This window comes from Actinotalea ferrariae CF5-4, assembly GCF_000603945.1.
Classification (GTDB): domain Bacteria; phylum Actinomycetota; class Actinomycetes; order Actinomycetales; family Cellulomonadaceae; genus Actinotalea; species Actinotalea ferrariae.
Genome location: NZ_AXCW01000004.1, coordinates 18,099 through 44,242, shown reverse-complemented (window position 1 = coordinate 44,242; position 26,144 = coordinate 18,099). Strand labels below are relative to the sequence as shown.

Annotated in this window: 22 protein-coding genes; 16 read left to right on the top strand and 6 right to left on the bottom strand. The window is 69.0% G+C overall.

From position 1 onward, the window contains the following. The first annotated feature begins 141 nt into the window (after positions 1-141). Complete coding sequence (locus N866_RS01130; RefSeq protein ID WP_245612316.1) at positions 142-1,254, top strand: LCP family protein; 1,113 nt, start codon at positions 142-144, stop codon at positions 1,252-1,254. On the opposite strand, the gene N866_RS01125 is transcribed toward N866_RS01130, so the two are convergent. Next, complete coding sequence (locus tag N866_RS01125; RefSeq protein WP_052022215.1) at positions 1,244-1,846, bottom strand: arsenate reductase/protein-tyrosine-phosphatase family protein; 603 nt, start codon at positions 1,844-1,846, stop codon at positions 1,244-1,246. The two genes, N866_RS01130 and N866_RS01125, sit on opposite strands and share 11 nt — an antisense overlap. A 58-nt stretch (positions 1,847-1,904) precedes the next feature. Continuing rightward, positions 1,905-3,542 carry a tyrosine-protein kinase domain-containing protein gene (locus N866_RS01120; RefSeq protein WP_245612315.1) on the bottom strand — a complete coding sequence of 546 codons (1,638 nt, stop codon included), beginning with the start codon at positions 3,540-3,542 and terminating at the stop codon, positions 1,905-1,907. 99 nt (positions 3,543-3,641) lie between these two features. On the opposite strand from N866_RS01120, the gene N866_RS01115 reads away from it, so the two are divergent. From N866_RS01115 to N866_RS20750, 7 genes are all read left to right on the top strand, one after another. Next, complete coding sequence (locus N866_RS01115) at positions 3,642-4,571, top strand: NAD-dependent epimerase/dehydratase family protein (RefSeq protein ID WP_034221433.1); 930 nt, start codon at positions 3,642-3,644, stop codon at positions 4,569-4,571. Then, the gene (locus tag N866_RS01110; RefSeq protein ID WP_034221428.1) at positions 4,568-5,842 is read left to right on the top strand and encodes a nucleotide sugar dehydrogenase; all 1,275 of its coding nucleotides are present in this window, start codon (positions 4,568-4,570) and stop codon (positions 5,840-5,842) included. Before N866_RS01115 ends, N866_RS01110 begins: the two co-directional genes overlap by 4 nt. Positions 5,843-6,199: 357 nt before the next feature. Continuing rightward, the gene (locus N866_RS01105; RefSeq protein ID WP_034221425.1) at positions 6,200-7,141 is read left to right on the top strand and encodes an O-antigen ligase family protein; all 942 of its coding nucleotides are present in this window, start codon (positions 6,200-6,202) and stop codon (positions 7,139-7,141) included. Beyond that, positions 7,138-7,674 (top strand): acyltransferase, encoded by a 537-nt coding sequence (locus N866_RS22740; protein ID WP_155855136.1) that lies wholly within the window; start codon positions 7,138-7,140, stop codon positions 7,672-7,674. The genes N866_RS01105 and N866_RS22740 overlap by 4 nt, the downstream gene beginning before the upstream one ends. Then, positions 7,671-8,888, top strand: a complete 1,218-nt coding sequence (locus N866_RS20225) for a glycosyltransferase family 4 protein (RefSeq protein ID WP_155855135.1) — start codon at positions 7,671-7,673, stop codon at positions 8,886-8,888. Before N866_RS22740 ends, N866_RS20225 begins: the two co-directional genes overlap by 4 nt. Beyond that, positions 8,878-9,960, top strand: a complete 1,083-nt coding sequence (locus tag N866_RS20220; RefSeq protein WP_081802212.1) for a glycosyltransferase — start codon at positions 8,878-8,880, stop codon at positions 9,958-9,960. Before N866_RS20225 ends, N866_RS20220 begins: the two co-directional genes overlap by 11 nt. Before the next feature lie 128 nt (positions 9,961-10,088). Continuing rightward, positions 10,089-10,874 carry a glycosyltransferase family 2 protein gene (locus tag N866_RS20750; RefSeq protein ID WP_155855134.1) on the top strand — a complete coding sequence of 262 codons (786 nt, stop codon included), beginning with the start codon at positions 10,089-10,091 and terminating at the stop codon, positions 10,872-10,874. A gap of 1,304 nt (positions 10,875-12,178) precedes the next feature. Here N866_RS20750 and N866_RS20215 read toward each other — a convergent pair. The 4 genes from N866_RS20215 to N866_RS01085 all read right to left on the bottom strand — a co-directional run bounded on the left by N866_RS20215 (position 12,179) and on the right by N866_RS01085 (position 17,040). After that, positions 12,179-13,168, bottom strand: coding sequence for an NAD-dependent epimerase/dehydratase family protein (locus N866_RS20215; protein WP_081802211.1), 990 nt, complete (start codon positions 13,166-13,168; stop codon positions 12,179-12,181). Between the two features lie 4 nt (positions 13,169-13,172). Continuing rightward, positions 13,173-14,192 (bottom strand): MraY family glycosyltransferase, encoded by a 1,020-nt coding sequence (locus N866_RS01095; RefSeq protein ID WP_081802210.1) that lies wholly within the window; start codon positions 14,190-14,192, stop codon positions 13,173-13,175. After that, complete coding sequence (locus N866_RS01090) at positions 14,189-15,877, bottom strand: nucleoside-diphosphate sugar epimerase/dehydratase (protein ID WP_245612314.1); 1,689 nt, start codon at positions 15,875-15,877, stop codon at positions 14,189-14,191. The genes N866_RS01095 and N866_RS01090 overlap by 4 nt, the downstream gene beginning before the upstream one ends. A 314-nt stretch (positions 15,878-16,191) precedes the next feature. Continuing rightward, a complete protein-coding gene (locus tag N866_RS01085; protein ID WP_081802220.1) occupies positions 16,192-17,040 on the bottom strand; it encodes an SDR family oxidoreductase in 849 nt (282 codons plus the stop codon). A 143-nt stretch (positions 17,041-17,183) separates the two neighbouring features. On the opposite strand from N866_RS01085, the gene N866_RS19610 reads away from it, so the two are divergent. From N866_RS19610 to N866_RS01045, 8 genes are all read left to right on the top strand, one after another. Further along, complete coding sequence (locus N866_RS19610; protein WP_052022212.1) at positions 17,184-19,604, top strand: putative bifunctional diguanylate cyclase/phosphodiesterase; 2,421 nt, start codon at positions 17,184-17,186, stop codon at positions 19,602-19,604. 78 nt (positions 19,605-19,682) lie between these two features. Continuing rightward, the gene (locus N866_RS01075; protein WP_052022211.1) at positions 19,683-20,321 is read left to right on the top strand and encodes a 2-oxoacid:acceptor oxidoreductase family protein; all 639 of its coding nucleotides are present in this window, start codon (positions 19,683-19,685) and stop codon (positions 20,319-20,321) included. Then, entirely contained in the window at positions 20,305-21,513 is a 1,209-nt protein-coding gene (locus N866_RS01070; protein WP_034221419.1) for a pyruvate ferredoxin oxidoreductase, read from the top strand. The genes N866_RS01075 and N866_RS01070 overlap by 17 nt, the downstream gene beginning before the upstream one ends. Next, on the top strand, positions 21,510-22,589 hold the full coding sequence (locus N866_RS01065) for a thiamine pyrophosphate-dependent enzyme (RefSeq protein WP_052022210.1): 1,080 nt from the start codon (positions 21,510-21,512) through the stop codon (positions 22,587-22,589). The genes N866_RS01070 and N866_RS01065 overlap by 4 nt, the downstream gene beginning before the upstream one ends. Beyond that, positions 22,589-24,238: an NAD(P)-binding protein gene (locus tag N866_RS01060; protein WP_173406118.1), complete on the top strand. Its 1,650-nt coding sequence runs from the start codon at positions 22,589-22,591 to the stop codon at positions 24,236-24,238. Before N866_RS01065 ends, N866_RS01060 begins: the two co-directional genes overlap by 1 nt. A 164-nt stretch (positions 24,239-24,402) precedes the next feature. Next, complete coding sequence (locus N866_RS21230; RefSeq protein ID WP_052022209.1) at positions 24,403-24,846, top strand: ATP-binding protein; 444 nt, start codon at positions 24,403-24,405, stop codon at positions 24,844-24,846. A 174-nt stretch (positions 24,847-25,020) separates the two neighbouring features. Further along, positions 25,021-25,386: an STAS domain-containing protein gene (locus N866_RS01050; RefSeq protein WP_052022208.1), complete on the top strand. Its 366-nt coding sequence runs from the start codon at positions 25,021-25,023 to the stop codon at positions 25,384-25,386. Continuing rightward, positions 25,383-26,141 (top strand): alpha/beta fold hydrolase, encoded by a 759-nt coding sequence (locus tag N866_RS01045; protein ID WP_052022207.1) that lies wholly within the window; start codon positions 25,383-25,385, stop codon positions 26,139-26,141. Before N866_RS01050 ends, N866_RS01045 begins: the two co-directional genes overlap by 4 nt. The last annotated feature ends 3 nt before the right edge of the window (positions 26,142-26,144 follow it).

Below are 26,144 nucleotides of genomic sequence, written 5' to 3'. Positions count from 1 at the left end.
TGCGGTCGCGGTCGGGGGGCGGGCAGGTGTTCGCGAGCACAACGGATGATGAGACTCCATGTACCGAGTTACGGAAGGCGCCCAGGCAACGGCGCGTTGAGAGTGCGGTGCCCGGCACGGGTCCTTCGTTACGCTTCGCAGGTGAGCCACAGCAGCGGGGCAGCGCACGACGACGGGCCCGGCGGGGAGAACCCCGAGGACCGGCGTCTGCGTGATCGCCGCGGCTTCAAAGTCACGCTCATCGCCCTGGCGTCTGTCGTGGTGATCGGCGTCGTCGGCGTGGCCGTGCTGCTGGGGAGCCTCGACCGGAACGTCGAGCGGCTTGGGGACCCCTTCGCGGCCCTCCCCACGAGGCCGGCGCCGCTGACGCCCACACCGCAATCGGCCTCCGGAGACGGGAACCAGGCGCCGAACCAGGAGCCGCTGACGATGCTCGTCCTCGGGTCGGACAGCAGGATCTCGGCCGGGGACCCGAGCCAGTGGGAGCGCGGGGCGCAGAGGACCGACGTGATGATGCTCGTGCACCTGCCGGCGGACGGGCAGTCGGGCTATGTCATGTCCCTCCCACGTGACTCCTGGGTCGACATCCCTGGGTACGGCGAGGCCAAGCTCAACGCCGCGTTCTCCTACGGGGGCCCGACCCTCCTCATCCAGACGGTGGAACAGCTCACGGGCCTGCCGATCGACCACTTCACGGTCACAGACTTCGAGTCGTTCAAGCGCATCACCGACGTCCTCGGCGGCGTCACGATGAACCTCACGCAGCCGATGAAGGACGCGAACGGCGACGTCGTGCTCCCGGAGGGCACCCACCTCCTCGACGGCGAGGAGGCGCTGCAGTACGTCCGGGAGAGGTACAACCTGCCCCGGGGCGACGTCGACCGGGTCCAGCGGCAGCAGGCGTGGATCCGGGCGCTCGTCCGCCGCACGCAGGACGGTGGGGTGCTCAACGACCCGTCCTCCTGGTACCCGCTGCTCGATGCCGTCACCGAGTCGATCGCCGTCGACGAGGGCCTGACGCGGCAGCGGATGGTCGACCTGCTGACGCGTGTCCGGTCGATCGGCGATGCGAACCTCCGCTTCTTCACGGTGCCGCTGGAGGGCCTCGGGACGAGCGCGGACGGCCAGAGCATCGTCCTGCTGGACCGGCCGCGGTTCGACGCGCTGATGCAGTCTGTGCGCGACGGCACGGTGGCTCAGTACCTGGAGCAGAACCCCGACGCCGTGGACACGCTGCCCGCTGTCACCCCGTGACGACGCGAGCGATCGTCGCCACGGCCGGCGCGATCTGGTTCCACGACGCCTCGTAGGCCGCGTCGTCGTACCCCCAGGGATCCACGACGTCGTCGTCCTCGGGTCGCGCGGGCTTCAGCCCTCGTTGTGCGGCCGCAAGGGGAACGAGGGCTGCCAGGCGGTCGGCAGGCGTGCCCGCCGGGAGCGCCGCGGGGCCGATGGCGTCCGCCAGTCGCGCGAACTCCCTGAGCGTGAAGGTCCGCCGGACGACGGCGGGTGCGAGCTCGACCACCGCGGCGCGGTGTCGGCGGGTGAGCGGGAGGACCAGATCCGCCTCGCGCAGCATGCTCTCGACCACCTGCCGGGCGGCGAACCCGTCCGGTGACACTCCAGCAGCGCCCAGCCGCGACGCCATCAGTGGTGCGACCGGAGCGCCGACCACAGCTCCGACCCCAGCGCTCTCCACGGCGACGTCAGCGCTCGGTCCCAAAGCTGCGGCGAGGAGCCGCTCCACGACCGGGGACCGGCAGATGTTGCCGGTGCAGACGGTGAGGACCGTGTACGGCCGACGCCCTGCATCGCTCTCGATGTGGTGCGAACCGACCTGGGTCATCCTCGGAACTCCTGAGATGTCGCGGTACGGGTTCGTGGACAGGGCGGTTGGGTGGCGGTCACGCCCGGCTGTGGCGCGGCGCTTGGTCCGAAGGCTCGCCGAGCGGCTCGCCGGGCCAGCGATTGCCGCCTCGTCCCCCCAGCGCGGCATCGAGCCCGGCAACACCCTGCGCGGGCAAGCGAGTGCCCGTGAGGTCCAGGCCCTCGGCCGACGCGGCCTTCGTGGAACGCCGCGGGGGTGGCGGTGCATCAGACCGGCGCTCGCTCACGCTTCGCGGCGTCTGCGACGGGTCTGAGGAGTAGTCGTAGGCGTAGGTCTCGGACTGCTTGCGCGCGACGCGGTTCAGGACGATGCCGAGGACGCGGGCGTTGACCGTCTCGAGAGACCGGATGCCCTCCTCCAGCTGGTGCCGGTGAACCTTGTGGGCACCGACGACGACGATCGCGCCTCCAGTCAGCCGGGCCAGGACGGCGGCGTCGGTGACGGGGAGCAGCGGCGGCGTGTCGATGATCACGTGGTCGTACCGCTGGACCAGCTGACCCAGGAGATGTGCCATGGCCTGCGAGCCGAGCAGCTCACTGGGGTTCGGCGGGATCTGGCCCGACGTCAGCACGTGCAGGTGTCCCGCACCCCACGGCTGCACGACGTCCTCCAGGCTGGCCCGGCCGATGAGCACCGTCGTGAGGCCCGCGGTGCCCTCGAGGCCCATGTAGTTCGCGACGGAGGGCCTGCGAAGGTCCGCGTCGACGAGGATGACTCGCGCTCCGGAGTCGGCCAGGGTGAGCGCGAGGTTGGCGGCGGTCGTCGACTTTCCCTCTTCGGGCAGCGAGGACGTGACGATGAGGGCGCGCGGCTGCTCCTCGGCGCTCAGGAACTGCAGGTTGGTGCGGAGGCGCCTGAAGGACTCGGCGACCAGGCTCATCGGGTTGGACTGGACGATGAGGTGGTCGTTCACCGCAGAGTCATCGTGGGGGATGGCTGCGATGACGGCTGATTCGGTCACCTGGGCAACGTGGTCCTCGTCGCGCACCTTCGTGTCGAGCATCTCCCGCAGGACGGCTACGCCAAATCCCGCAGCGAGACCGAGCAGGAGGCCGAGCGCCAGGTTGCGTGTAGGGGACGGTGACGCCGGAGCGCTCGGCTCGACAGCCGGCCGGACTGTGCTGATGAGCACCGGCGACTGGCCATCGGCGGTCGGTGGCTCGAGCTCGTTGACTTGGACTGCGAGACTCGCAGCCAACGCGTCGGCGACTGCTGCCGCCCGCCCCGGGTCCTCATCGGTCACGCTGATGTTGATCAGGGACGTGTCAACCACGGGCGTCGCAGTCACCGCAAGAGCCAGGACCTCGGCCCGGGTATCCAGACCGAGCTCTTCGATGACTGGTGCTAGGACGAGAGGGCTGGTCACGAGGTCGCTGTACGACTTCACCTGGCGCTGTGTGTAGTTGCTGCCTTGTACGAGGTCGGCAGTCGTGCCCCCGGACCGGACCGATACGTACACCTGCGACCGCGCCTGGTAGCTCGGGGTTGCCGCGAGTGTCGCCGCGAGAGCGGCGGCGACGACGGCCAGTGCGACGACAAGGATCGAGACCCACCGCTTGCGCAGGATGGCCACGTAGTCCTGGAATTCCACGTCCTCGATCTCCCCTTCGGATGCCAGCGCAGCGCGTGACTGAAGCGTTCGCGATTCTCTCACGCGCTGCCCGGTGCCCAGGGGGATGACGTGTGCCGGTGGTCACGCGGACGACGGCTACAGTGTCTGCGCACAACACCGCGAGCAAGAGGACGTCGTCACATGCAGGTCCTGGTAACGGGCGGAGCAGGATTCATCGGATCCAACCTGATAGAAACCCTCCTTCGCTCGGGGCACGGCGTGACCGTGCTCGACGACCTCTCGACGGGCCGCCGCGAGAACCTCGAGAACCTGGAGGTGCGCTTCGTCGAAGGCTCTGTGCTCGACGCCGGTCGCCTGGAGGTCGCTTGCGAGGGTGCCGACTCGATCGTCCACCTCGCGGCGCTGGGCAGCGTTCCTAGAAGCATCGCCGACCCCGCGGCGACTCACGCAGCGAACGCCACGGGGACGCTCATGGTGCTCGAGGCCGCTCGCCGTGCCGACGTCGGGCACGTCGTAGTGTCGTCATCGAGTTCTGTCTACGGCATGAACCCCGCGCTGCCGAAGGCTGAGCGCGAGTGGGTGCGCCCGTTGAGCCCGTACGCCGTATCCAAACTGGCCGCCGAGCAGTACACGCTCGCCTACCAGCAGTCGTTCGGCCTGCGCAGCCTCGCCTTTCGGTTCTTCAATGTCTACGGCCCCCGGCAGCGCGCGGGTCACGCCTACGCAGCAGTGGTCCCGGTGTTCGTCGACGCTCTCCTTGAGGGCCGCGCGCTGCCGGTTAATGGCGACGGCTCGCACTCGCGCGACTTCACGTATGTGGGAACCGTGTGCCGCGTGCTGCTCGATGCCGTGCAACGGCTGGTGAGCCACCCGGAGCCGGTGAACCTCGCATTCGGCACCAACATCCGGCTCGACCGGCTCATCGCCGAGCTCGCGAAGGTGACGGATCGAGACCCGGAGGTTGAACACCGACCAGAGCGACCGGGGGACGTGCGCCACTCACAGGCCGACAACGCGTCGCTACTCGCGCTCTTTCCTGACGTCGAGCCTGTGTCTCTCGCAGACGGACTCGCGCAGACCGTCGCATGGTTCGAAGGAGCAGCACGATGAGCCGGCTGGTGGTAGTAGGGCAGGGCTACGTCGGCCTCCCCATGGCTCTTAGAGCCGCGGAGCGCGGGTTCGACGTGGTGGGGCTCGATACGAACGCCAAGACAGTCGCGGCGCTCAACGGGGGTCGGTCGCACATCGACGATGTCACAGACGCCGAGATCGCACAGGCCCTTGACCGGGGCTACCGCGCGTCGGTGGACCCGACATGCATCGCGGACGCCGATGCAGTTGTCGTATGCGTGCCGACGCCTCTGAGCGAAGACGGCGGGCCTGACCTGCGACCTGTGCGCCGAGCGGCGGAGGTGATCGGCGAGCACGTGACAGCGGGGACGCTCGTCGTCCTCGAGTCCACGACGTACCCGGGCACGACGGAAGAGGTGTTCGCCCCTCTCGTTACTGCGAGGAGCGGCTTGATCGTGGGGAAGGAGGTCTACATCGCTTTCTCCCCCGAGCGGATTGACCCGGGGAACGATACTTACGGGGTAGCAAACACACCGAAGGTCGTGGGTGGTCTGACCCCTGCGTGCACCCGAGCGGCGCAGGCGTTCTACGCCCGCTTCATCGACACCGTCATCGAGGCGAAGGGCGCTCGTGAGGCCGAGATGGCAAAGCTGATCGAGAACACCTTCCGCCACGTGAATATTGCACTCGTGAACGAGATGGTTCGCTTCTGCCACGAGCTCGACATCGACCTTTGGGACGCCATCGACTGCGCCGCAACCAAGCCGTTCGGATACATGCCGTTCCGGCCGGGGCCCGGGGTGGGTGGGCACTGCATCCCCGTGGACCCCTCGTATCTCAGCCACCGTGTCAAGGGCCAGCTAGGTTACGCGTTCCGCATGGTTGAACTGGCAGAGGAGATCAACACGGCGGCGCCACTCTATGTGGCAACCCGTGCTTGGGAAGAACTAAACCACCGCAGGACAGCGGTGAACGGTGCTCGAGTGTTGCTCTTAGGCATCACATACAAGGCAGACATCTCAGATCGTAGAGAGACGCCTGCAGTGCCGCTGGCGCGAAAGCTTACGCAGTGGGGGGCAATAGTCTCGTACCACGATCCCTATGTAAAGGAATGGGACATCGATACTAGCGAAGGCCGCCGGACACTACAGTCGGTACCAGCCGCTTATGAGGCGGCCGCAGCTGCGGACCTAACTATTCTCCTCCAGGCGCATTCAAGTTATGACCTGGAGCGCCTGGAGGCCTCTGGCGCGAGGGTTCTAGACACAAGAGGTGTGCTGCTCCCCAGTGACACGGTCACGAGACTGTAAGGGGAAACGGTGGCCCGGTCTCGCCAAGTGGTCCTGTTAGGCCAGGTCCACGCGACTCCACTGGACGGCGCGCGGGACACTAGCGCCGCAATCCCAAGGAGCAATTTGCCCGCGGCGGAACTGCGTGCAAGTCTGGTCGGCTCGCGACTCGACAGGGGTCTTGCCGCATTGTGTGTCGCGGCACTAGCACTCGGCGGCATTACCTTCACTAGCACTCAGGGCACACTCCAGGTCCCTTTGGCATACCTACCAGTAGCACTACTCCTTCTCAATGGAACGGCCGGGGCCCTCGCAAAGAAGCCGTCGTCTAATTGGTTGTCGCTCGCTTCCCGCGTCGCGCTCGTTCCGGTCGTGGCGATGCTCGCGCCTGTCGTGGTCTCTGGAGCTGATCGGCTGTCTATCGTGGGCTACGCCAACTTCGCGATTTTTACCGTTGGCGGTATCGCAGTGGGCACGCTGTGGGGACTGGCTGGCCGCAAGTTCGGTGCAATTGACTACGGCCTCACGGCGTTCGTCGCGCTTGCGGGCGCGGACCTCGCTAACCAGTTGATCGACGCCGAGACTGGTGGGCTCCACGCCGCCGCAATCCTCGAGTGGGGGGGCTCCAATTATGTAGCCGGCGCGCTCGTCGTCGCCTCGATGGGATTGCTCGCCCGGATGCGCACCGTTCAGGCGCCTGCCTATGCCTACCTCCTGCCATTCAGCGCAGTTTGTGTCGCGGTCCTGACGCTTTCGCGTGGCGCGCTTGTTGCGGCTGCGGTGGGAATTGCCGTTCTTTTATGGCGAACCGGGCGGTCGTTTGGCGCGCGGGCGCTTCACCGGACTGGCGCTTTGCTCGCGGTCGCCGGAACGTTTATTGCTCTCGAGAGAGTCACCGCCGAGCGTAGCGTCGGCGGGTACGATCCAGCCCGCAATATTGATGCGAGGGTAGAACTCGCTCAGATCGCGTGGCAAGAGTTCCAAAATGCGCCGGTATTCGGTACAGGTTGGTACGCTCTAAGACACTCCACGGTGCACCTGGGCGAGCTCTCCTTCGCCCACAACGTCGTCTTCTCCTTCTTGCAGATCGGGGGAGCTTTCGGCGCGCTATACTTGTTTGTGCTATTTGGAGCAGCTGCTAAGGCGCTTCGCGGGCAAACCGTGTTTTTGGCGCCCGTGATGGCAGCACTCGCAATTTCAATGTCGGACCCGTTCTTCGAGGGCGGTCCCGCGGCGTTCTTGGGCTGGATGGTCGTGGTCCGCTCGGTCGCTGCAGCCGAGCCATCGCACTCGGCCGTTCGGAACGGCCAACAACAATGAGAGCCGATCGTATGCGTATGGACCGAGTTCACAGGAACGTCAAAGCGATAGCGAGGGACGTTCTGATAAACGGCGCTATCAACGGCCCGCTGTGCCCGCGTAATGTTCGGGGGCGCCTTTGGGGAATGATCGGGCATTCTGTGGCTCCAACGGCCTCGATAAACGCTGACTGCTTCCTCGGGGCGGCAAACGGATTGACGTTAGGTGAGCGGGCATTCATTAACTACGGCTGCTTTTTCGATCTCTGTGCACCGACCACCATTGGCGCGGATTGCTCGATCGGATACCAGGCCATGTTCGTCACGTGTAGCCATGATTTGGACACACCTGGCGCTGGCCGGGCGGGTGCAGTGGTCACGGCACCGATCACCGTGGGGGACGGCTGTTGGTTGGGGGCGAGGGTCACAGTGTTGCCGGGGGTAGAGATCGGGAAGCGTTGCGTCGTGGCCGCGGGCAGTGTGGTGGCGGCCGATTGCGAACCCGGTTGCCTTTATGGGGGCGTGCCCGCTCGCTTAATAAGGCGTTTGCCGTGAGCGCGCTGCAGCCGGAGAATGACCGTGAACAGGGCAGCATTTCGGCAAACCGAGACGTTAGCACGGCATGCGTCCATCGTGCTGGCACGGTGATGTACTGCTTAACCGTCGCTACCAGTGCACAGTCGTTCCTACGTGGACAGTTGCGGTACATGGCCGCGCAAGGCTGGGACGTGCTCGTTGCGGCGTCAGCGAGCCCGGCTCTAGCGAAACTGGCGGACGCCGAGGGTGTACGCAGTGTTGTTGTGCCGACGCCTCGTGAGATCGACCCCATGCGCGACCTGGTTGCCCTATTCCGATGGGCCCGCGTTATCGCGAAGGTTCGACCTGATGTTGTGAACGTTAGCACTCCAAAGGCCGCATTGATCGCGGGGTTCGCAGCAAGGATGCTGGGCGTTCCGAGACGAGTCTATGTAGTTCGAGGATTGCGTTACGAGTCAGCGACGGGACCGAAGCGCCTCGTTCTCATGGCTAGTGAGTGGGCTACCGCTTCCAACGCAACTGAGATCGTTGCAGTAAGCGAGAGTGTCAGGCGTGAACTTTATCGCAAACGGTTGGTGTCGCGCGCCAAACCGGTGCTCCTGTTCGGATCGGGCAGCAGCAATGGTGTGGACGCCGCAAGGGTCGCTTTGGCGGGCGCGCGAGCAAGGCCAGTAGAGATCCGCGCGGGACTCAGCATCCCGCGCGATTCGTATCTCATCGCTTTCGTCGGCCGTCTATGTGTAGACAAGGGTGTCCGTGAACTAGCGGAAGCGCTACTTCTGCCTGGACTGCAGAATGCATACTTGCTTACCATCGGCACGGTCGAAGACCGCGAGGTTTGCCGCTACCTGGAAAAGTTGCAGAATCGTTGGCGGCATCAGGATCATACCGAAGCGGTCGCCGAGTTGCTCGCAGCAAGCGACGTGCTAGCTCTCCCCACGTATCGAGAGGGTTTTCCGAATGTGGTGTTGGAAGCGGCCGCGCTTGCAGTTCCTGCCGTCACTACCTTGGCAACTGGAGCGCGGGACAGCGTAATCAACGGAGTCACGGGACTGCTAGTACCGGTCGGCAACTCGGCTGCACTTGCGGGTGCGCTAATACGCCTGCAGGACCCCGAGATTCGTGGACAAATGGGTAGGGCTGCGCACGACCGAGTTCTCCGGTCCTTCGCGCAAGAGGTCGTTTGGCGCGGTCTAGAAGGTCTCTACCGCGGGAGCGTCGATGGGGGCTAGCGCACTGCGCATCGTTCAGGTGATCAACTCACTTGATGTAGGCGGAGCCGAAGGACTCGTCGTTGATCTATCGCACGCACTGAAGCAATTCGGTCATGATGTCACGATCGTGTCGCTTCGCCCCTTGGGCGGCACCTCACCAGTAGAGCAACGGGCGCGAAGCGTCGGTCTAGAGGTCAGGTCGATTGGGGCCCGAAACCCCTTGAGCTCAATCTTTCGGCTCAGACAAATAGCCGGAACTGCGGATGTCCTTCACGCACACTTGTTTCCTGCCTTCTATCTGTCGGCGCTTGTTCCATGCCGGGTGAAGATCGTGACGGAACACAGTCCGACGAATCGCCGGCGCATGCACAGGTTGGCCGCGTACATCGAGCCGTCGATCTATGGTAGATATGACCGCTGTGTGGGTATCAGCGAGGGTGTATCGACCGCGCTCCGTGCCCACCTCGGCGGCCGCAACACGGCAGAGATCGTGACCATAGCGAATGGCATCGATTTGGGCAGGTTCAAACCGCAGACGGTGCCCGCTTCTCCGCCTGGTCGCTTACGCCTAATCTCCGTGGGCGCGCTGGACCATCGGAAGAACGTCCGGGGCGCAATAGAGGCGGTCGTGGGTCTTCCAGACGTATCTCTGACAATAGTAGGCGAGGGGCCGCTGAGAAGGCAGCTGGAACTGGAGGTGAGGGAGAGGGGAGGTGAGGGACAGGTTGTCTTCCTTGGCATGAGAGACGATGTTCCGGAACTGCTCCGCAGCCATGATGCGCTCTTGTCTACCGCTGCCTACGAAGGATTCGGTTTGGCTGCACTCGAAGCCATGGCGTCCGGTCTTCCGGCGCTCGCGCCCGCAGTGCCCGGTATAGGAAACCTTGTGGAGCACGAACGCAGTGGGCTGCTTCATGGGGTTGGAGACACTTGCACTCTCACGCGGCAGGTCCGTGCATTGCGAGACGATCCCGCCATGCGGGCTGGTTTGGCACGTGGTGCCCTCAGACGGAGCGAGGAGTTCAGTATCACAAGGACGGCGCGGCAGTACGCCGAGCTCTATAGAGACTTGACGGAGGCAGCCCCGTGAGGGTCCGAGACGGCGCGGGCTCTGAGTCGCCCGGCGTGAAGGCACTGGTCATCATCCCGTCCCTGTCCGGTGACGTGGGAGACCTCCGAGCGCTTTGTTCCGGTCTCGCTGAGGCAGGGTTGCCAGCTGTGATCCTGCCGACCGGGCGCGCTCTGGAGGAGCAACTTAAGGGAACCGATCTTCCGTGGTTTCGGATCGGTCGGAATCCTGGGTTCGGAGCCGCTGTGCGATTCGCGGTAGAGCGCAGGCCGGCGCTCGAATGGATTGGCATCTGTAACGACGATGTAGTCGTGAGCGCTGAAGCGCTGGGCTCCATAGTGCAGCGCATTGAGCGAGGCAAAGAAGACTCGGAATTGATCTACTTCGACCCCGCTCCTCCTCGCCCGTTCCCCGGGCCGATCGATGTCTTCACCTCAATTGCGCTGCTCGACCGTTTCCGGCGTCGGATTCCAGCCGCTCGACCGGCCGAGTGTTCTGTTCTGGGCAGAACGCACTATCGACCCTTTAGTTTCGTGATGATCGCGAGTTCTTTGTGGGACCGGCTGGGCGGTATGGATCCCTTGCTCGTATACACGTATGAGGATGCCGACTTCGCCAGGCGCGCCGCTAATGCTTCAGTTCGGGCGGCCTTCTTGAAGTGCGATGCTATTCGGCACAACGCGTCAACTACCAGCCGAGCACACATTCGCGAAGTTCTTCCGGTGAGCACGGTGTCGAGCCTGGCATATCTTCAGAAGTATGGATGTCCCCGGCTGTTTGGAAAGTCGCTTCTAGTGCTTGCGCTCACGATTCGTATACTAGTCGTTCCCTTTGCAAGCGCTAGTACCGCGGACCACCTGGTCGGGATCGGGCGCGCCCTGCGCGCCGTAGTCTTCGGGGGCACGGTTGCCCTTCCTTCATATCAGGAGAACTGAGTTTGTCGCGGCGTTGGGGGGCTGGCCCGGAAAGTTATGGAACCGGCCTGCCGTGGCGCCGCATTGGGTCGTTCGCGATGTGGCAAATGGTCGGTGCAATCGCGCCCTTGCTGGTACTTCCTATACTGGTGCCTCTCGTCGGTGCATCTGGCTGGGTGGCCGTATCGCTGGGGCAGGCCTTCGGCGCGGTCGGCGCCGTTGGCATCGGACTCGCATGGCCGATCCTTGGTCCCTCGCGGGTCGCTGGGAGGAGTTCAAGGCACGCTAGCGCCGTCTACAGAGAGAGCCTCATAATGCGGGGGGCGGCCTTCGTGCCAGTCACGGCTCTGTCGGCAGTCTTAGCAGCTGCGTTCGCAGAGGGGCAGCACGCAATTCTCGCTGCATTGACCGGTGTCGCCGTCGCTGGCTACGGACTTTCTCCGGGTTGGTATTATATCGGAACGGGCCGACCGCTGGACCTGCTCCAGCACGAGACGGCTCCTCGCGTGTTGGGCTCGGTAGTGGCCCTCCCCTTGCTGCTAATGACCAAGGAGCCTCTCGCGTATCCGCTCGCATTGATCGCGTTCAATCTAGCTGGTGCTTGGCTGGCTACGCGCAGAATCTGCGGTGGCTTTGCACTTCGGGATTGGCGCACGCCGGACCCCGTGAGCGTCCGGTCTCATTTGCGGTTGGCCGTATCAGCAGCAGTTGGCGCAGGGTATACGAGCCTGGTGATCCCTCTTGCGCAGGTCGCAGGCCTTAACGTGGGCGGACTAGCATCACTTGCTGGAGCACTACGAATCAGGGCCTTCGCGCAGGCCGGCGTGTCGGCGGGCACTTCTGCTGTTCAAGGATGGGTGTCTGAGGACGGCTCGGGAAAACCAAACAGACGGCGGATCGCAGCGGCTCTATCTCTTATGTCTTCGTTGGGTGTGATCGCGGGCCTCTCGGTATACTTCCTCTTACCAATTGCGGTTATCCTGTTGTTCCAGGGCGCCTTCCAGGTCTCTGACTCATTGCGTCTCGTTACGGCTGCGACTTGCGTCTTCTTTGCGCTGGGTTCGTCGCTGAGTTCTCATGTCTTGGCGCCGATCGGTGCCGCGCGTGTCATCGCGCACAGTCGTCTTGCAGGCACGGTTGTGGGTGTCCCTTGCGTTCTTCTGCTTGCCCAGTCCTATGGGGCGACAGGCGCAGCAACTGGAATGCTTGCTGCAGAGATGGTTGTTGTGCTGATACAAGGGTGGCGCGCCTTTTTTATCTTCCGAGGCCCGGACGCGGGAGTCTGGCGATAATGTGCGAAGAAGTGGTCTATTAGCGAAGAGCGGTCACGGGACAGATTCGCCCGCGGAAGGGGGCGCCAAAGTATCGGCCGGCATTAGTTCCTTCAGGACTAGGGGCGGTGCCGGGTCAAGGCCCCTCTGAATTGCCCATTCCGCATTCTGCGCCTGTCCGAACCACATCAGCTCGATGCGGCGGACAGTGCCCGCTAGGCCGGGACTGACCCTCGCAAGTGTGTAAGCAAGGCTCACGACTGAATGACAGAGCTGATGCGGCAGCACACGGGGGGAGCGTCCTCCGGCTGCGTGGAGGATCTCGCTCACGGAAATACCTTCCCAGGGTTGGAGGGCCAACAGCGGAGTAGCGCCAGAGGGTTGCACGCCGAGCGTTACCACGAATGCGCCCAGCCCCTGCGACGAACTGACGATAGTGGGCTGAGTACCCGGGGCAGCTACAGAAGCCAACGGGGACCGTGCCAGCCGGCGTAGGCTCGCCGTCGTCTGTCGTTCCCTCCCTTGGACGGACGTTGCGCGAAGGATGACCAGTTCGCAGGTCGCGACGTCGACCGCTGCCCGGCGTAAGGCAGCTTCGCCCAGGGCCTTGGACGCCGCGTAGGGGGAGAGCGGTGCCGTGTCCGATGTCTCGTCAAGCACCCTTCGTCGTCCTTGAACTGCGGCGGAGCTGATGTGAATGAAGCGGCGCGCGCCGGCGGCGCGGGTAGCCTCGAAGGCAACAACCGGGAGGAGCGCATTCGCGCCGGTCAGCGTGGTGCTGGCGCCGGAACCTGGCGTTGCGAGGCCAGCTGCGTTGACGACCACGGTGCAGTTCTCGAACTGCGCCGACAGCGCTCGGACTTCGTCATGGTTACGTGCGGCGGCGATGACGTCGCTGACCCCGGCGGCTACGGGCAAGTCGAGCCTTGGGGCGCGGACGACCCTCACGTCCTCCTGCTGCTCGGTGAGGGCTGCCCGTACGGAGCGCCCCACGAAACCTGAACCGCCCAGAACAGCCCAGCGTCGGACCTCTTCCATCTCCATGCCGTCACGACCTCGTCCGCTCGACTCCGAAGGCACGGTGACTTCCCCAGGCCGACATCCGAGGAAGGCCGAGATAGGCGGCGGACAGCGCGCCGAGCGGGAGCACGACCCAGAGGGGCGCCAGCCCGCCGAGCGCGTGTGCCACGCCAAGCCCGCCCGCGGTCGCCGTGAACAGCGACACCACGACGGCGCACCGGAGGTGACTCCAGCCACCGTCCACCAGCTTCTGATACACGTGCTCCCGGTGGGCCTCCGCCCAACGGTCACCGCGGAGGACCCGGCGCGTCAGGGTCACACCGGTGTCGGCGAGGTAGATGGTCAGGGGCGCGATCACGGAGAGCAGCGGAACGCCGTCCATGGCCGCGGCGATCGCGCCCAGCGCACACGCAGCCCCGAGCGCGTAGGAGCCGGTGTCACCTAGAAAGACCCGACCGCCCAGGTTGACCGTGAGAAAGCCGGCGAATGCCAACCCGAGGACGCCCCCGATGACGGCCAGCCAGTGGACGCCTTCGATCCGACCGAGCGCGCCGAGCGTTGTGCCCACGACGAGCCCGTGCATCCCCGAGATGCCGTTGATGCCGTCCATGAAGTTGGCCACGTTGATGTAGGCGGCCACAGCAACGGCAGCCACGGTTATGAGCCACCAGGCCGTCGGCCGACCGGCCGCGAGAGCGCCGACACCGGCTCCGCCGATCAGGAGGTGTGCAGCCGCTCGCTTTCCGGCACTCACCCCCCGAGAGTCCTCGAACCACCCGAGTAGCCCGGCTGCCACAACGACCGCCATGAAGACGAGAAACGTCCGCTCGGACGGAGCCTCGTCAGTGGCGACGAACAACAGAATGCCGAGAGCAATGGTTACCACCGGAGCAAGCCCGCCTCCCCGTGCGACCGGCGCTGTGTGCGAAGACCGGTGCGTCGGTACGTCCAGGATCTTTAGACGCAGGAGCAGTGGACGAACGCTGAGCGATGTGGCCAGCGCAATGACCGCCGTCGACGTGAAAGTGAGTGCTCCTGCTGACGTCATGGCCGTCGTTCTGAGGGCCTCTGCTGCGGCGTGCTGTCGTGACTCGCCATGCTCACCGTCGCAGTTCGCCGCATCCAGGCACTGGCCGTCGCGTCGCTACTCGGTCGGGCAGTCCTGACCGCTTCAGTAGCGAGGGGTGGGGCCGTCACGCTAGTGATCAAAGGATTGGCCGTGGCTGTCACGGTCTCGTCGGGTGCGAAGAGTCCCTCCGTGAGCTTCTCGCCCAGCCGGAGGCCGGTGTACTTGATGTCGATGCCTCTCCGTCCGGACATCTTGATCAGTGTGCGAGCCACGTCGACGATCCGAACAGGCTCCCCCATGTCCAGCACCATGACGTCACCGTCCCGCCCGATGGCACATGCCTCGAGGACGAGCTGGCAGGCCTCAGGGATGAGCATGAAGTAGCGCTCGACCTCAGGATGCGTGACGGTCACCGGTCCACCACGCTCGATCTGCGCGGTGAAAGCGAGCACGACCGAGCCGCGGGATCCGAGCACGTTGCCGAATCGGACGGAGACATAGACGCCAGGCTGCGTGACGGCGAACTGCGCCGTCAGCCGCTCAGCCACGCGCTTGCTGTACCCCAGCACGCACGTCGGGTCCGCGGCCTTGTCCGTAGAGATGTTGACGAACGTCCCGACACCTTGCTCGGCCGCCCCTGTCAGGACGTTCAGCGTCCCGACGACGTTGCTCTTCCATGCCTCGAGCGGATAGCGCTCCAGCAGCGGCAGGTGCTTGAGCGCGGCAGCGTGGAAGACGACATCCGGCCGCGTTCGACGGAAGACGTCGCGCATGGTGTCGAGGTCGCGAATGTCTGCGAGGACGACCTCGTCGTTGTCCAGAAGGCCCTGACCGGTCAAGGACATCTGCGTCGCCTGGAGGCCGGACTCGTCCCGGTCCAGCAGGTAGAGCTTTCCTGGCCCGAAGCGTGCGATCTGGCGGCAGAGCTCCGAGCCGATGGAGCCGCCGGCGCCGGTGACCAAGATAGAGCGACCGGCGAGCTTCTCAGCAATCAGGGTGGTGTCGAGCGAGATGGGCCGACGACCGAGGAGGTCGTTGAGGTCTAGGTCGCGCAGATCGCGGGAGGACGGCGTCCCGCTCACCATCTGGCTCAGCGGAGGCAAGGTGAGGACGTCTAGGTCCGCCTCCGCCGCGAGCTGGGAGATATGGCGCAGGAGCTCGGAGTCGGCGCGAGGGATAGCCACCACGACCGCAGACGCGTCGTACTTCTGGGCCACCTCGACGAGATCACTGCGCGTCCCGCGCACACGCACTCCGTCGATGGCGAGCCGACGCTTCGTGCGGTCGTCGTCCAGCAGCGCGACCGGCAGCAGGTCGCTGTCCTCGTCGCGCAGCATCCCTCGGACCAGGTGCCGCCCCGCCTGACCCGCGCCGAGGACGATCGCCCGCCGTTCGCTCGGGCGACTGGCGGCCTTTCGGGTGCGTATCGCCCGCAGGAGGAACCGCGCAGCCGCCATGGCGCTGAGCGCGACCACGCCGCTGACCAGCGGGACGCTACGAGGCACGAGCACTGGGTCCACGAGGACGGCCCAGGCGAAGAGGACTGCCGTAGTGCTGATGACAGTGCGGACGATGTCCGCCGCCTCCTCGAACGACCCTCGCTGGTGGCCGACCGCGTACGGCCCGACCAGCGCTCCGACGATGAGGTGCAGCAGCACGGCCACGGCGGCGAACAGCGCGGTCGGAGCGACCTCGAGCCGGCTGATGTCGAAGTCGTACCGCAGCCAGCTCGCCGCGAACACCGCGACCGCCCACACGGTGCCGTCGATGGCTGCCCAGCCCCACCGGTGCAACCGGTCGAGACGGCGCAGTCTTCGGGTGGGCATACTGCGACTCCTAGGTGCTTGTCGGCGTCAGGAGTGACCCGGCTCGTCCGTCCAGGGATCGGGTTCTTCCGGCGCAGACCGGACTCTACTCGACTCCGAGTCCCATCGGTCAGGGGCGATCACGCGATGAGTCACTTCCGATGTGGCTCGCCTCACGGCCGGCGCCAGGCGTCGCCCTCCATGTACGACCCGGCCATCGGGCCCATCTGCAGCATCCCGCCGTCGATCGCCCAGCTCGCGCCGGTGACGTAGCCGGCCTCCGGTGAGCACAGGAACCCGACGACCGCGGCGACCTCCCGCGCGTCGCCGGGGCGGGCGACCGGGATCCCGGGGCGGTGCTTGCCCTCCAGCACCGACTCGTCCTCCTGGCGGTTCATCGGCGTCGCGATCTCGCCCGGCGCCACGGCGTTCACGGTGATGCCGTGCTCCGCCAGCTCCAGCGCCGCCACCTTCACCAGGAGCCCGAGACCGCCCTTCGCCGCGCAGTACGGCGCGGCGCCGACCCGCGGCGCGTGCTCGTGGACGCTCGTGATCGCGACCACGCGCCCGCCCCGGCCCCCGGAGACCATGTGCCGGGCGCCGGCCTGCAGGCAGCAGAAGGCGCCGTCCAGGTCGACAGCCACCGTGTCCCGCCACTCCAGGTACGACATGTCGAGCAGGAGGGTGGACGTCCCCGTGCCCGCGCACAGCACCAGCGTGTCCAGCCCGCCCATGACCTGCGCCAGCTCGTCCACCACGCGCGTGCCACGCTGCGGGTCGCGCAGGTCCAGACGCCGGACGTGAGCGGTCGCGCCCGCCGCCTCCACCTCGGCGGCGGTGCCGCGGGCCCCGTCCTCGTCCTCGTGCCACGTCACGCCGACGTGCCGACCCGGGCCGGCGAGCCGGACGGCCACCGCCCGGCCGATCCCCGAGTCGGCGCCCGTGACGACGACGCGCTGCGGCTCCGGACCCCACGGCGCCGGAGGAGCGGGGTGGTCCGTGTGCGGGGTGCTCTCGCTCATCGTGGCCACTCCTCAACGCGTCGGGGCAGGACCTCCTGGGTAGTCCCGAGGCCCGGCGCCCGCAACCGGAGTGCCAGGGCTCTCGTCCGGCTTCGAGGTGCCCCGTCGCCTCAACCGCGCACGCGGACGGCCGATGAGGAGCGGTGCTGAGATCCGCCTGGATCGTCCACCTCTGCGTGGGCGTCCTCCTCGTGCTGGCCCAGGGCCTCGCGCCCGCCGGGCCGCTCAGCGACGCGCTCTACCTCGCCACCGTCCTCCTGGCTCTGGGCGCGATCGTCGTCGGCGTCCGTCTCCACCGGCCCGCCCGCCGGCGAGGGTGGGTGCTGCTCGGGGTCGGCCTGGCACTGTGGATGACCGGCGACCTCGTCTGGGGCGGGCTCGAGGCCGCGCTCGGCGGCGACGCACCACGCCTGCCGGTCGACCTCCTCTACCTCGTCGGCTACGTCCCCGTCGTCGCCGGGCTGTGGCAGCTCGCCCCCCGGCGCTCGCAGGCCCGCAGCGTCATCGCGGTGCTGGACGCGCTCATCGTCACCAGCGCCGTCACGACCGTGCTGTGGGTCGTCGTCGTCCAGCCGTCGTGGACCCAGCCGGGGGTGGCCCTCGCGGAGCGGCTGTCCGGAGTCCTGTACCCGGCCGCCGACGCCTTCGTCCTCGCCTACCTCGTCCACCTCCTCCTCATCGCACGCCGCCGCGACGCGTCGCTGCTGCTGCTCACGACGGGGTTCGTCACCGTCCTCCTCGGGGACGCGCTGCTGCAGGTCCTCCGGGTGCAGTCCGAGACCTGGGCGGACGCACGGGTGCTCGAGACCGCGTGGCTGGTCAGCTACGTCCTCTGCGCCGCGGCCGCCCTGCACCCGGACATGGTCAGGGTCGGCGCACCGCGCGTGCCCGGCACGACGAGCGACGGCTCGACCCTGCGGGTCGCCTACCTCGCCGGCTCCACGCTGCTGCTCCCCGCGATCCTGCTCGTCGAGTCGGCCCTCGGCGTCCCGGTGCACGGCACGACGGTGGGGCTGTTCTCCGTCGTCGTCATCGGGCTGCTCGCCGCCCGGCTGGTGCTCATGATCCGGCGCATGGAGCAGCAGGCACGCCACCTCCTGCGCCTCGCGGACACCGACTTCCTCACCGGGCTGCTCAACCGCCGCCGGTTCGTCCACCACGTCTCGGTCCTCACCGGGCAGCTGCGGCGGCACGAGCGCCAGCAGCCGGCCGCGCTGCTCGTCGTCGGGCTCAGCCGCTTCACCGAGGTCAACGAGACCCTCGGGCACCGGATCGGGGACGACCTGCTGCGGGCCGTCGCCGTCCGCCTGTCCGAGCACCGGTGCGAGGACGCGGTGCTCGCCCGCCTGGGCGGCGACGTCTTCGGCATCCTGCTGCCCGGCGGCCACACCGAGGAACGGGCGCTCGGCTGCGCGGAGCAGGTGATGGCACTGCTGCGGCGGCCGTTCGTCGTCAGCGACCTCGGGGTCGACCTCCAGGGCGGCGTCGGGGTGGTCCTGACCCCCCAGGACGGCGTCGACCCGGCCGAGCTGCTGCACAAGGCCGACATCGCGATGTCGGCCGCCCGCGAGCGCACCGAGCACGTCGCCCGGTACGACCCGGCGATGGAGGTCGGCGGGGCGCTGGCCCCCGAGCTCATGGCCCAGCTCGGCGACGCGCTGGAGGACGGGCAGCTCGTCGTCCACTACCAGCCGCAGATCAGCCTGTGCACCGGCGAGGTCGTCGGCGCCGAGGCGCTCGTGCGCTGGCAGCACCCGGTGCACGGCCTCCTCGCCCCCGGGGCCTTCGTGCCCGCGGCGGAGCGCACCGGTCAGGTCCGCCCGCTCACCCGGTTCGTCCTGGACGCCGCCCTGGCGCAGTGCGCGCGCTGGCAGGCCTGCGGCCCGTACACGGTCGCGGTCAACCTGTCGGTGCGAAACCTGCTGGACCCGCGCATCGTCGACGACGTCCGCGAGGCGGTCGAGCGCCACGGCGTGGACCCGGGGCGCGTGGAGCTGGAGATCACCGAGACCAGCGCGATGGTCGACCGGGAGAAGTCGGCGCAGGCGCTGCGCGCCCTCCACGAGCTGGGCGTCGTCCTCTCCATCGACGACTACGGCACCGGCTACGGCTCGCTCGCCTACCTCCAGGAGCTCCCCGTCTCCCGGCTGAAGATCGACCGGTCCTTCGTGGCCGGGCTGCGCGGGGACGAGGCGTCCGAGGCGATCGTGCGGTCCGTGGTGGAGCTGAGCCAGCGGCTCGGCCTGTCGGTCGTGGCGGAGGGGATCGAGGACGACGAGACCCTCCTGACGCTGCGGGACATGCACTGCGACTTCGCGCAGGGGTACGGCATCGCACGACCTGTCCCGCCGGAGCGGCTCACCGCGGTGACGCAGGAGATCCGTGAGCGCCTGCCGTCCCGGCTGGGTGCCCGGCCGGCACCGCCGCCGCAGCCGTCGTCGCCGGGGGCGCAGGTGCCGCAGCCGCGGCCCGAGCCGCAGCCCGCCCCGTCGTGGACGTACCCGCACGGCGCCCGCCGCACACGCCCGAACGGCGGCACCGGGCCCTCTACCGGAGGCCGCTGACCAGGCCCGGGGACGTTCGTCCCGCGCATCACCGCACCTCGCCGGGATAAACCCGGTGATGAGAGGTGGTGGTGCGCAGTGTTCCGAGTACGGATCCACGGGCGCGGCGGCCAGGGGGTCGTGACCGCTGCCGAGCTGTTGTCCGAGGCCGCGTTCCGGCAGGGCCGGTACGCCCAGGCCTTCCCCTTCTTCGGCTCGGAGCGGACCGGCGCGCCCGTCGTGTCGTTCTGCCGCATCGCCGACGAGCCCATCCGGGCCCACGACCCGGTCACGACGCCCGACGCGGTGATCGTCCAGGACGTCACGCTGCTGGGCCACGTCGACGTGCTCGCCGGGCTGCGCCCCGACGGCTACGTGCTGCTGGACAGCCCGCGCCGCCCCGCCGACCTCGGCCTGCACGGCGCACCCCCGCCGGACCGCACGACCGTCGTGCCGCTCCCGGCGACCGCCATCGCGCGGCACCACCTCGGCCGGCCCCTGCCGAACACGCCGCTGCTCGGCGCGTTCGCCGCCGTCACCGGCCTGGTGAGCCTGGACGCCGTCGTCGCCGCGCTGCTCGAGCGGTTCCCCGGCGCCGTCGGGCAGCGCAACGCCGAGGCGGCCCGCGCCGCCTACTGGTTGGTCCTCGGGCCGGGTGCGGCGGGGGACGTCCCGGCCGCGGAGCGCGACGGCGCCACCCCCGAGACGCCGGAGGTGCCCCGTGCTGCAGCAGGTTGAGGGCTCCAAGGCCGTCGCGGCGGCCGTCGCCGCGTGCCGGCCGCAGGTCGTGTGCGCCTACCCGATCTCCCCGCAGACGCACATCGTCGAGCAGATCTCCCGGCTGGTGAAGTCCGGGCAGTTGCACTGCGAGTACCTCAACGTCGACTGCGAGACGTCCGCGCTGTCGGGCCTCATCGGCGCCAGCGCCGTCGGCGCGCGCACCTACACGGCGACGTCCAGCCAGGGCCTGCTGCACATGGCGGAGGCGGTCTTCAACGTCGCCGGGCTGGGCCTGCCCGTCGTCATGACCGTCGCCAACCGTGCGCTCGGCGCACCCATCAACATCTGGAACGACCACTCAGACTCCATGTCGCAGCGCGACTCCGGTTGGGTGCAGCTCCACGCGTCCTCCAACCAGGCCGCCGCGGACCTGCACGTCCTCGCGTTCCGGCTCGCCGAGACGGTGTCCCTGCCGGTCATGGTGTGCATGGACGGGTTCGTGCTCACCCACGCCACGGAGCGCGTCGACGTCCCCGACGCCGCCGCGGTCGACGCCTACCTGCCGCCGTTCGCCCCGCACGAGCGCCTCGACCCCGACGACCCCGTCTCCCTCGGCGCCATGGTCGGCCCCGAGGCGTTCACCGAGGTGCGCTACGTCGCCCACCGCCGCCACCAGCGCGTGCCGGAGGTGCTGCCCGCGCTGTCCGACGAGCTCGCCCACGTCCTCGGCCGGCCCGCCCCCGGGCTGCTCGAGCCGTACCGCCTCGAGGACGCGGACACCGTCGTCGTCGCCCTCGGGTCCGTCGTCGGCACGCTGCAGGACGTCGTCGACGCCGCGCGGGCGGCCGGGCACCGCGTCGGCGTCCTCGGCCTCGCGCTGTACCGGCCCTTCCCGGCCGACGCCGTGCGGGGCGCCCTCGCCGGGGCGAGCCGCGTCGTCGTCGTCGAGCGCGCCTTCCAGACCGGGGTGGGGGGCATCGTCACCGACGACGTGCGCCGCAGCCTCGCGCCCGCCGTCCCCGCGCTGCACACCGTCGTCGCGGGGCTGGGCGGGCGACCGGTGACCCGCGCGTCGCTGCAGGCCGTGGTCGAGCGCGCCGCCGACCTGCCCGACCTCACGTTCCTCGACCTCGACGACGCGCTGCTCGCCCGGGAGGGCGCGCTCGCGGCGGTCGAGCGGATCGGGGTCCCGGCGGAGGTGGCGCCATGACGACGACCGACCTGGGCATGCCGGTGAAGTACTACCAGGTGGGCAGCTGGGCCGTCGGGAACCGGCTCCTCGACCCCGAGCGGCGCAGCGGCCAGTCGCGGCTTGACCGCAGCAACGCCCTGACGTCCGGGCACCGCGCGTGCCGCGGCTGCGGCGAGGCGCTCGGCGCCCGGTACGTGCTCGACGCGGCCATGCGCGCCACCGGCGGCCGGATGGTGACCGTCAACGCCACCGGCTGCCTGGAGGTCTTCTCCACCCCGTACCCGGAGACGAGCTGGCGCGTGCCGTGGCTGCACTCGCTGTTCGGCAACGCCCCCGCGGTCGCCTCCGGCGTGGCCGCGGGTTTGCGGGCGCTCGGTCGCGACGACGTCCGCGTCGTGGCGCAGGGCGGCGACGGCGGCACGGTGGACATCGGCATGGGCGCCCTGTCCGGCATGTTCGAGCGCGACGACGACGTCCTGTACGTCTGCTACGACAACGGCGGCTACATGAACACCGGCGTGCAGCGCTCCGGCGCCACGCCGCCGGCCGCCCGCACGGCGACGACGCAGGTCGTCGGCCCGGAGCCCGGCAACGTCTTCGGGCAGGGCAAGGACATGGCGCGCATCGCGATCGCGCACGACGTGCGGTACGTCGCCACCGCGTCCATCGCCGACCTGCGCGACCTGGAGGAGAAGGTCACCCGCGCCATGTCCTTCCACGGCGCGCGGTACCTGCACGTCCTCGTGCCGTGCCCGCTGGGCTGGGGGACCGAGTCGGCCGCCACCGTGCGCACCGCGCGGCTCGCCGTCGAGAGCGGGTTCTTCCCCGTCATCGAGGCGGTCGAGGGCGAGGTCACGTCCGTGCGGCGGATCCGCCGGCGCGTGCCCGTCGAGGACTACCTCGTCGACCAGGGCCGCTTCGCGCACCTGTTCAAGCCGGTCCGCCGGCAGGAGGTCATCGACCACCTCCAGGCGATCGCGGACCGCAACATCGCCCGGTACGGGCTCGTGGAGCCCGTCGCGGCCCTGCCGTCGTCCGCCCCGCCGGCCCCGACCGCCCCACCCGCCCCACCCGTCAGGCCGGAGGTGCCGTGATGGACCGCTCCTTCGCGACGACGCTCGCCGTCGGCTCCAGCCTCGCCAACCGCACCGGCGCGTGGCGGACCGAGCGGCCGGAGTACGTGCACCGGATCGCCCCGTGCGGCACGGCGTGCCCGGCGTTCGAGGACCCGCAGGCCTGGCTCTACGCCGCGGAGGCGGGGGAGTACGAGACCGCGTGGCGCACGCTCGTCGAGCGCAACCCGTTCCCGGCCGTCATGGGCCGCGTCTGCTACCACCCGTGCCAGACGGCCTGCAACCGGTCCTTCCTGGACGAGGCGGTCGGCATCAACGCCGTCGAGCGCTTCCTCGGTGACCTCGCGCTCGAGCAGGGCTGGGTGCTGCCGGAGGCGGGCGAGCCGACGGGGCGGCGCGTGCTCGTCGTCGGCGCCGGGCCCGCGGGCCTGTCCGCCGCCTACCACCTGCGCCGGCTCGGTCACGAGGTGACGGTGCGCGACGGCGGCCACGAGCCCGGCGGGATGATGCGCTACGGCATCCCCACCTACCGCCTGCCGCGGGACGTGCTCGACGGGGAGGTCGCCCGGATCGTGGCGACCGGTGTCCGCATCGAGACCGACACCCCGGTCACGGACGCGGAGGCCGCGCTCGCGGAGGGCTGGGACGCCGTCTTCCTGGCCGTCGGCGCGCAGCTCGGCCGCCGGGCGTACGTGCCGGCGGGGGAGGCCGCCCGGATCCTCGACGCCGTGACGCTCCTGCACGACGTCGCCGAGGGCGCGCGGCCCGTCCTCGGGCGGCGCGTGCTCGTGTACGGCGGGGGCAACACCGCGGTCGACGCCGCCCGGACCGCCCGGCGCCTCGGTGCCACCGAGTCCGTCATCGTCTACCGCCGCACCCGCGACCGGATGCCGGCGCACGACGACGAGGTCGCGCAGGCCCTGGACGAGGGCATCCAGGTGCGCTGGCTGTCCACCGTGGCCCACGCCGACGCCGGCGTCGTCCGGGTCGAGCGCATGGAGCTGGACGAGTCCGGCTTCCCGCAGCCGACCGGCGAGCTCGAGGACCTCGAGGCCGACACGCTCGTGCTGGCCGTCGGGCAGGAGGCCGACCTGGCGCTCGTCGCCGGCGTGCCGGGGGTCGAGGTGGTCGACGGGGTCGTCCAGGTGGACGGGAACCTCATGACCGGCCGGCCCGGCCTCTTCGCGGGCGGCGACGCCACGCCCACCGAGCGCAGCGTGACCGTCGGCATCGGGCACGGCGCGCGCGCGGCGCGGGCGATCGACGCGTACCTCGGTGGCCCGGGCGTCACCCCGACGACGTCGCCCGTCGCCCCCAACGCGCGGCCGACGGCGACCGTGGTCACCTACGACCTGCTCAACCCCTGGTACTACGCGGACGCCCCGCACGCGGTCCGGCCGCGGCTGGAGACGGCGCGGCGCACGAGCGGGTTCGAGGAGGTCGTGCAGGGGCTCACGACGGACACGGCCCTGTTCGAGGCGCGGCGCTGCCTGTCCTGCGGGAGCTGCTTCGAGTGCGACAACTGCTACGGGGTCTGCCCCGACGACGCGGTCATCAAGCTCGGTCCCGGGGGCCGGTACGAGATCGACCTCGACTACTGCAAGGGCTGCGGCCTGTGCGCCGCCGAGTGCCCGGCCGGGGCGATCGAGATGGTGGCGGAGCCGACGTGAGCACACTGCCCTGCGCCTCGTGGTGCCGGGGCCCGTCGCCCGACCGGGTGACGGGCCCCGGTCGGCAGACCGTCTCGTGTTGCGGATACCCCCCGGGGCCCCACGATGGAGCGTCTGGGTCGAAACGTTCAGAGGGGCCCGACAGGGTCACGGGGGGAGGTGCGGTGGCGGACGGCGAGCAGCGACGGTCCGCGACCGGCCTGCACCTGGTCCTGCACGCGGGGACCGGTGCGGTGCGGTCCGCTCGGCGCGCCGTCCAGCAGTGGGCGGGGGAGAGCGGTGCGACCGTGGCCGACCAGCACGTGCTCGCGCTCCTCACCACCGAGGTCGTGTCGAACGCCGTCCGCTACGGGCCGCCCGACGCGGACGTCGAGCTGGACGCCGCACAGGAGCGCGGGCAGTTCGTGGTCCGGGTCGTCGACGCGAGCTGTGAGCTGCCCGTCCTGCACCACCAGCCGCCCGAGGCCGTCGGGGGGCGGGGCGTGCAGATCATCGACCACCTCGCCTCGGACTGGGGCGTCGAGCGGCGGCGCGGCGGCAAGGTCGTGTGGTTCCGCGTCCGTCCGGGGCGCTCCCTCCGCGGCACCGCCGGCCCGGGGCGCGCCTGAGCGCCGCCGTCGGGCGCTCGGCCCGCACGAGACGGTGAGCCGCCTCGGCGCTCCTGCACAGGCGCGGGGTAAGATGAGGGGCCTTCCTCTGCCTGGACCCCGCAGCGGCGAAGCAGCACGACCCACAGAGGGCAGCTCCGCTGCTCGGTGGACCACGTCCCGGAGGAACGTTTGGTGAACGAAGGCAACCCCACCCCCAGCGGCGAGCCCGGGGCCGTCCAGGTCCTCCACGTCGACGGCGCGACGCACGTCGTGCTGTCCGGGGAGGTCGACTCCGACCTGGGTCGTGACCTGCAGCAGGCGGCGGCCGACGCGGCCGTGGCCGGCCTGCCGGTCGTGGTCGACACGCGCCGCGTGACCTTCATGGACTCCGCCGGCCTGGCGTTCATCGCGCGGCTGTGCGGGCGCGGCCAGGACCGCGTGACGCTGCTCGTCGCCTCCCAGACCGTCATGTTCCTCCTCGAGGTGACGGGCATGAAGGACGCCGTCGACATCGTCGACGTGCGGACGGAGGGGGACCCGGCGACCCTGCAGGGGTGAGCCTGCGCACCCTGACCCTCGACGGCCACGCCGTCGCGTGCTTCGAGCTGGGGAGCGATCCGGCGGGTGACGGCACCGGCGCCGTCGTCCTCGTCCACGGCATCGGCGTCTCCTCCCGCTACTTCGGTCCGCTGGAACGGGACCTCAGCCGTACCGGACGCGTCGTCGCGCCGGACCTGCCGGGGTTCGGGCGCAGCCGCATGCCGGACGAGCCCCCGCTCAGCGTCGTCGAGCACGCCGACGTGCTCGCCGCGCTCATCGAGGAGCTCGGGTTGGACCGGCCCGTCGTCGTCGGGCACTCCATGGGTGCCCAGTTCGTCACGGAGCTCGCGATCCGGCGGCCCGAGCTCGTCGGCGCGCTCGTGCTGGTGGGGCCCGTCGTCGACCCGGAGGCGGCGTCGCTGACCCGGCAGGGCCTGCGGCTCGCGGCCGACTTCGTCCGTGAGCCGCCGCGGGGGGCCGCGCTCCAGCTGCGGGAGTACCTGCGCACCGGGGTCCGCTGGTACCTCGCGACGGCGCGGCACATGGTGGCCTACCGGCTGGAGGAGCGGCTCCCGCTGGTCACCGTGCCCGTGGCCGTCGCGCGGGGGAGCCGGGACCCCGTGTCGACGTCGGCGTTCGTCCGGCGGCTGGCCGCGTCCACGGGCGGCACCGCCGAGGAGATCCCCGGCGGGGCGCACGTCGTGCAGTGGTCGCGGCCGGACGCGGTGCGGGCCCTGGTCGAGCGCGTCCGGGAGCGGGTGCTGCCGTGCTGAGGT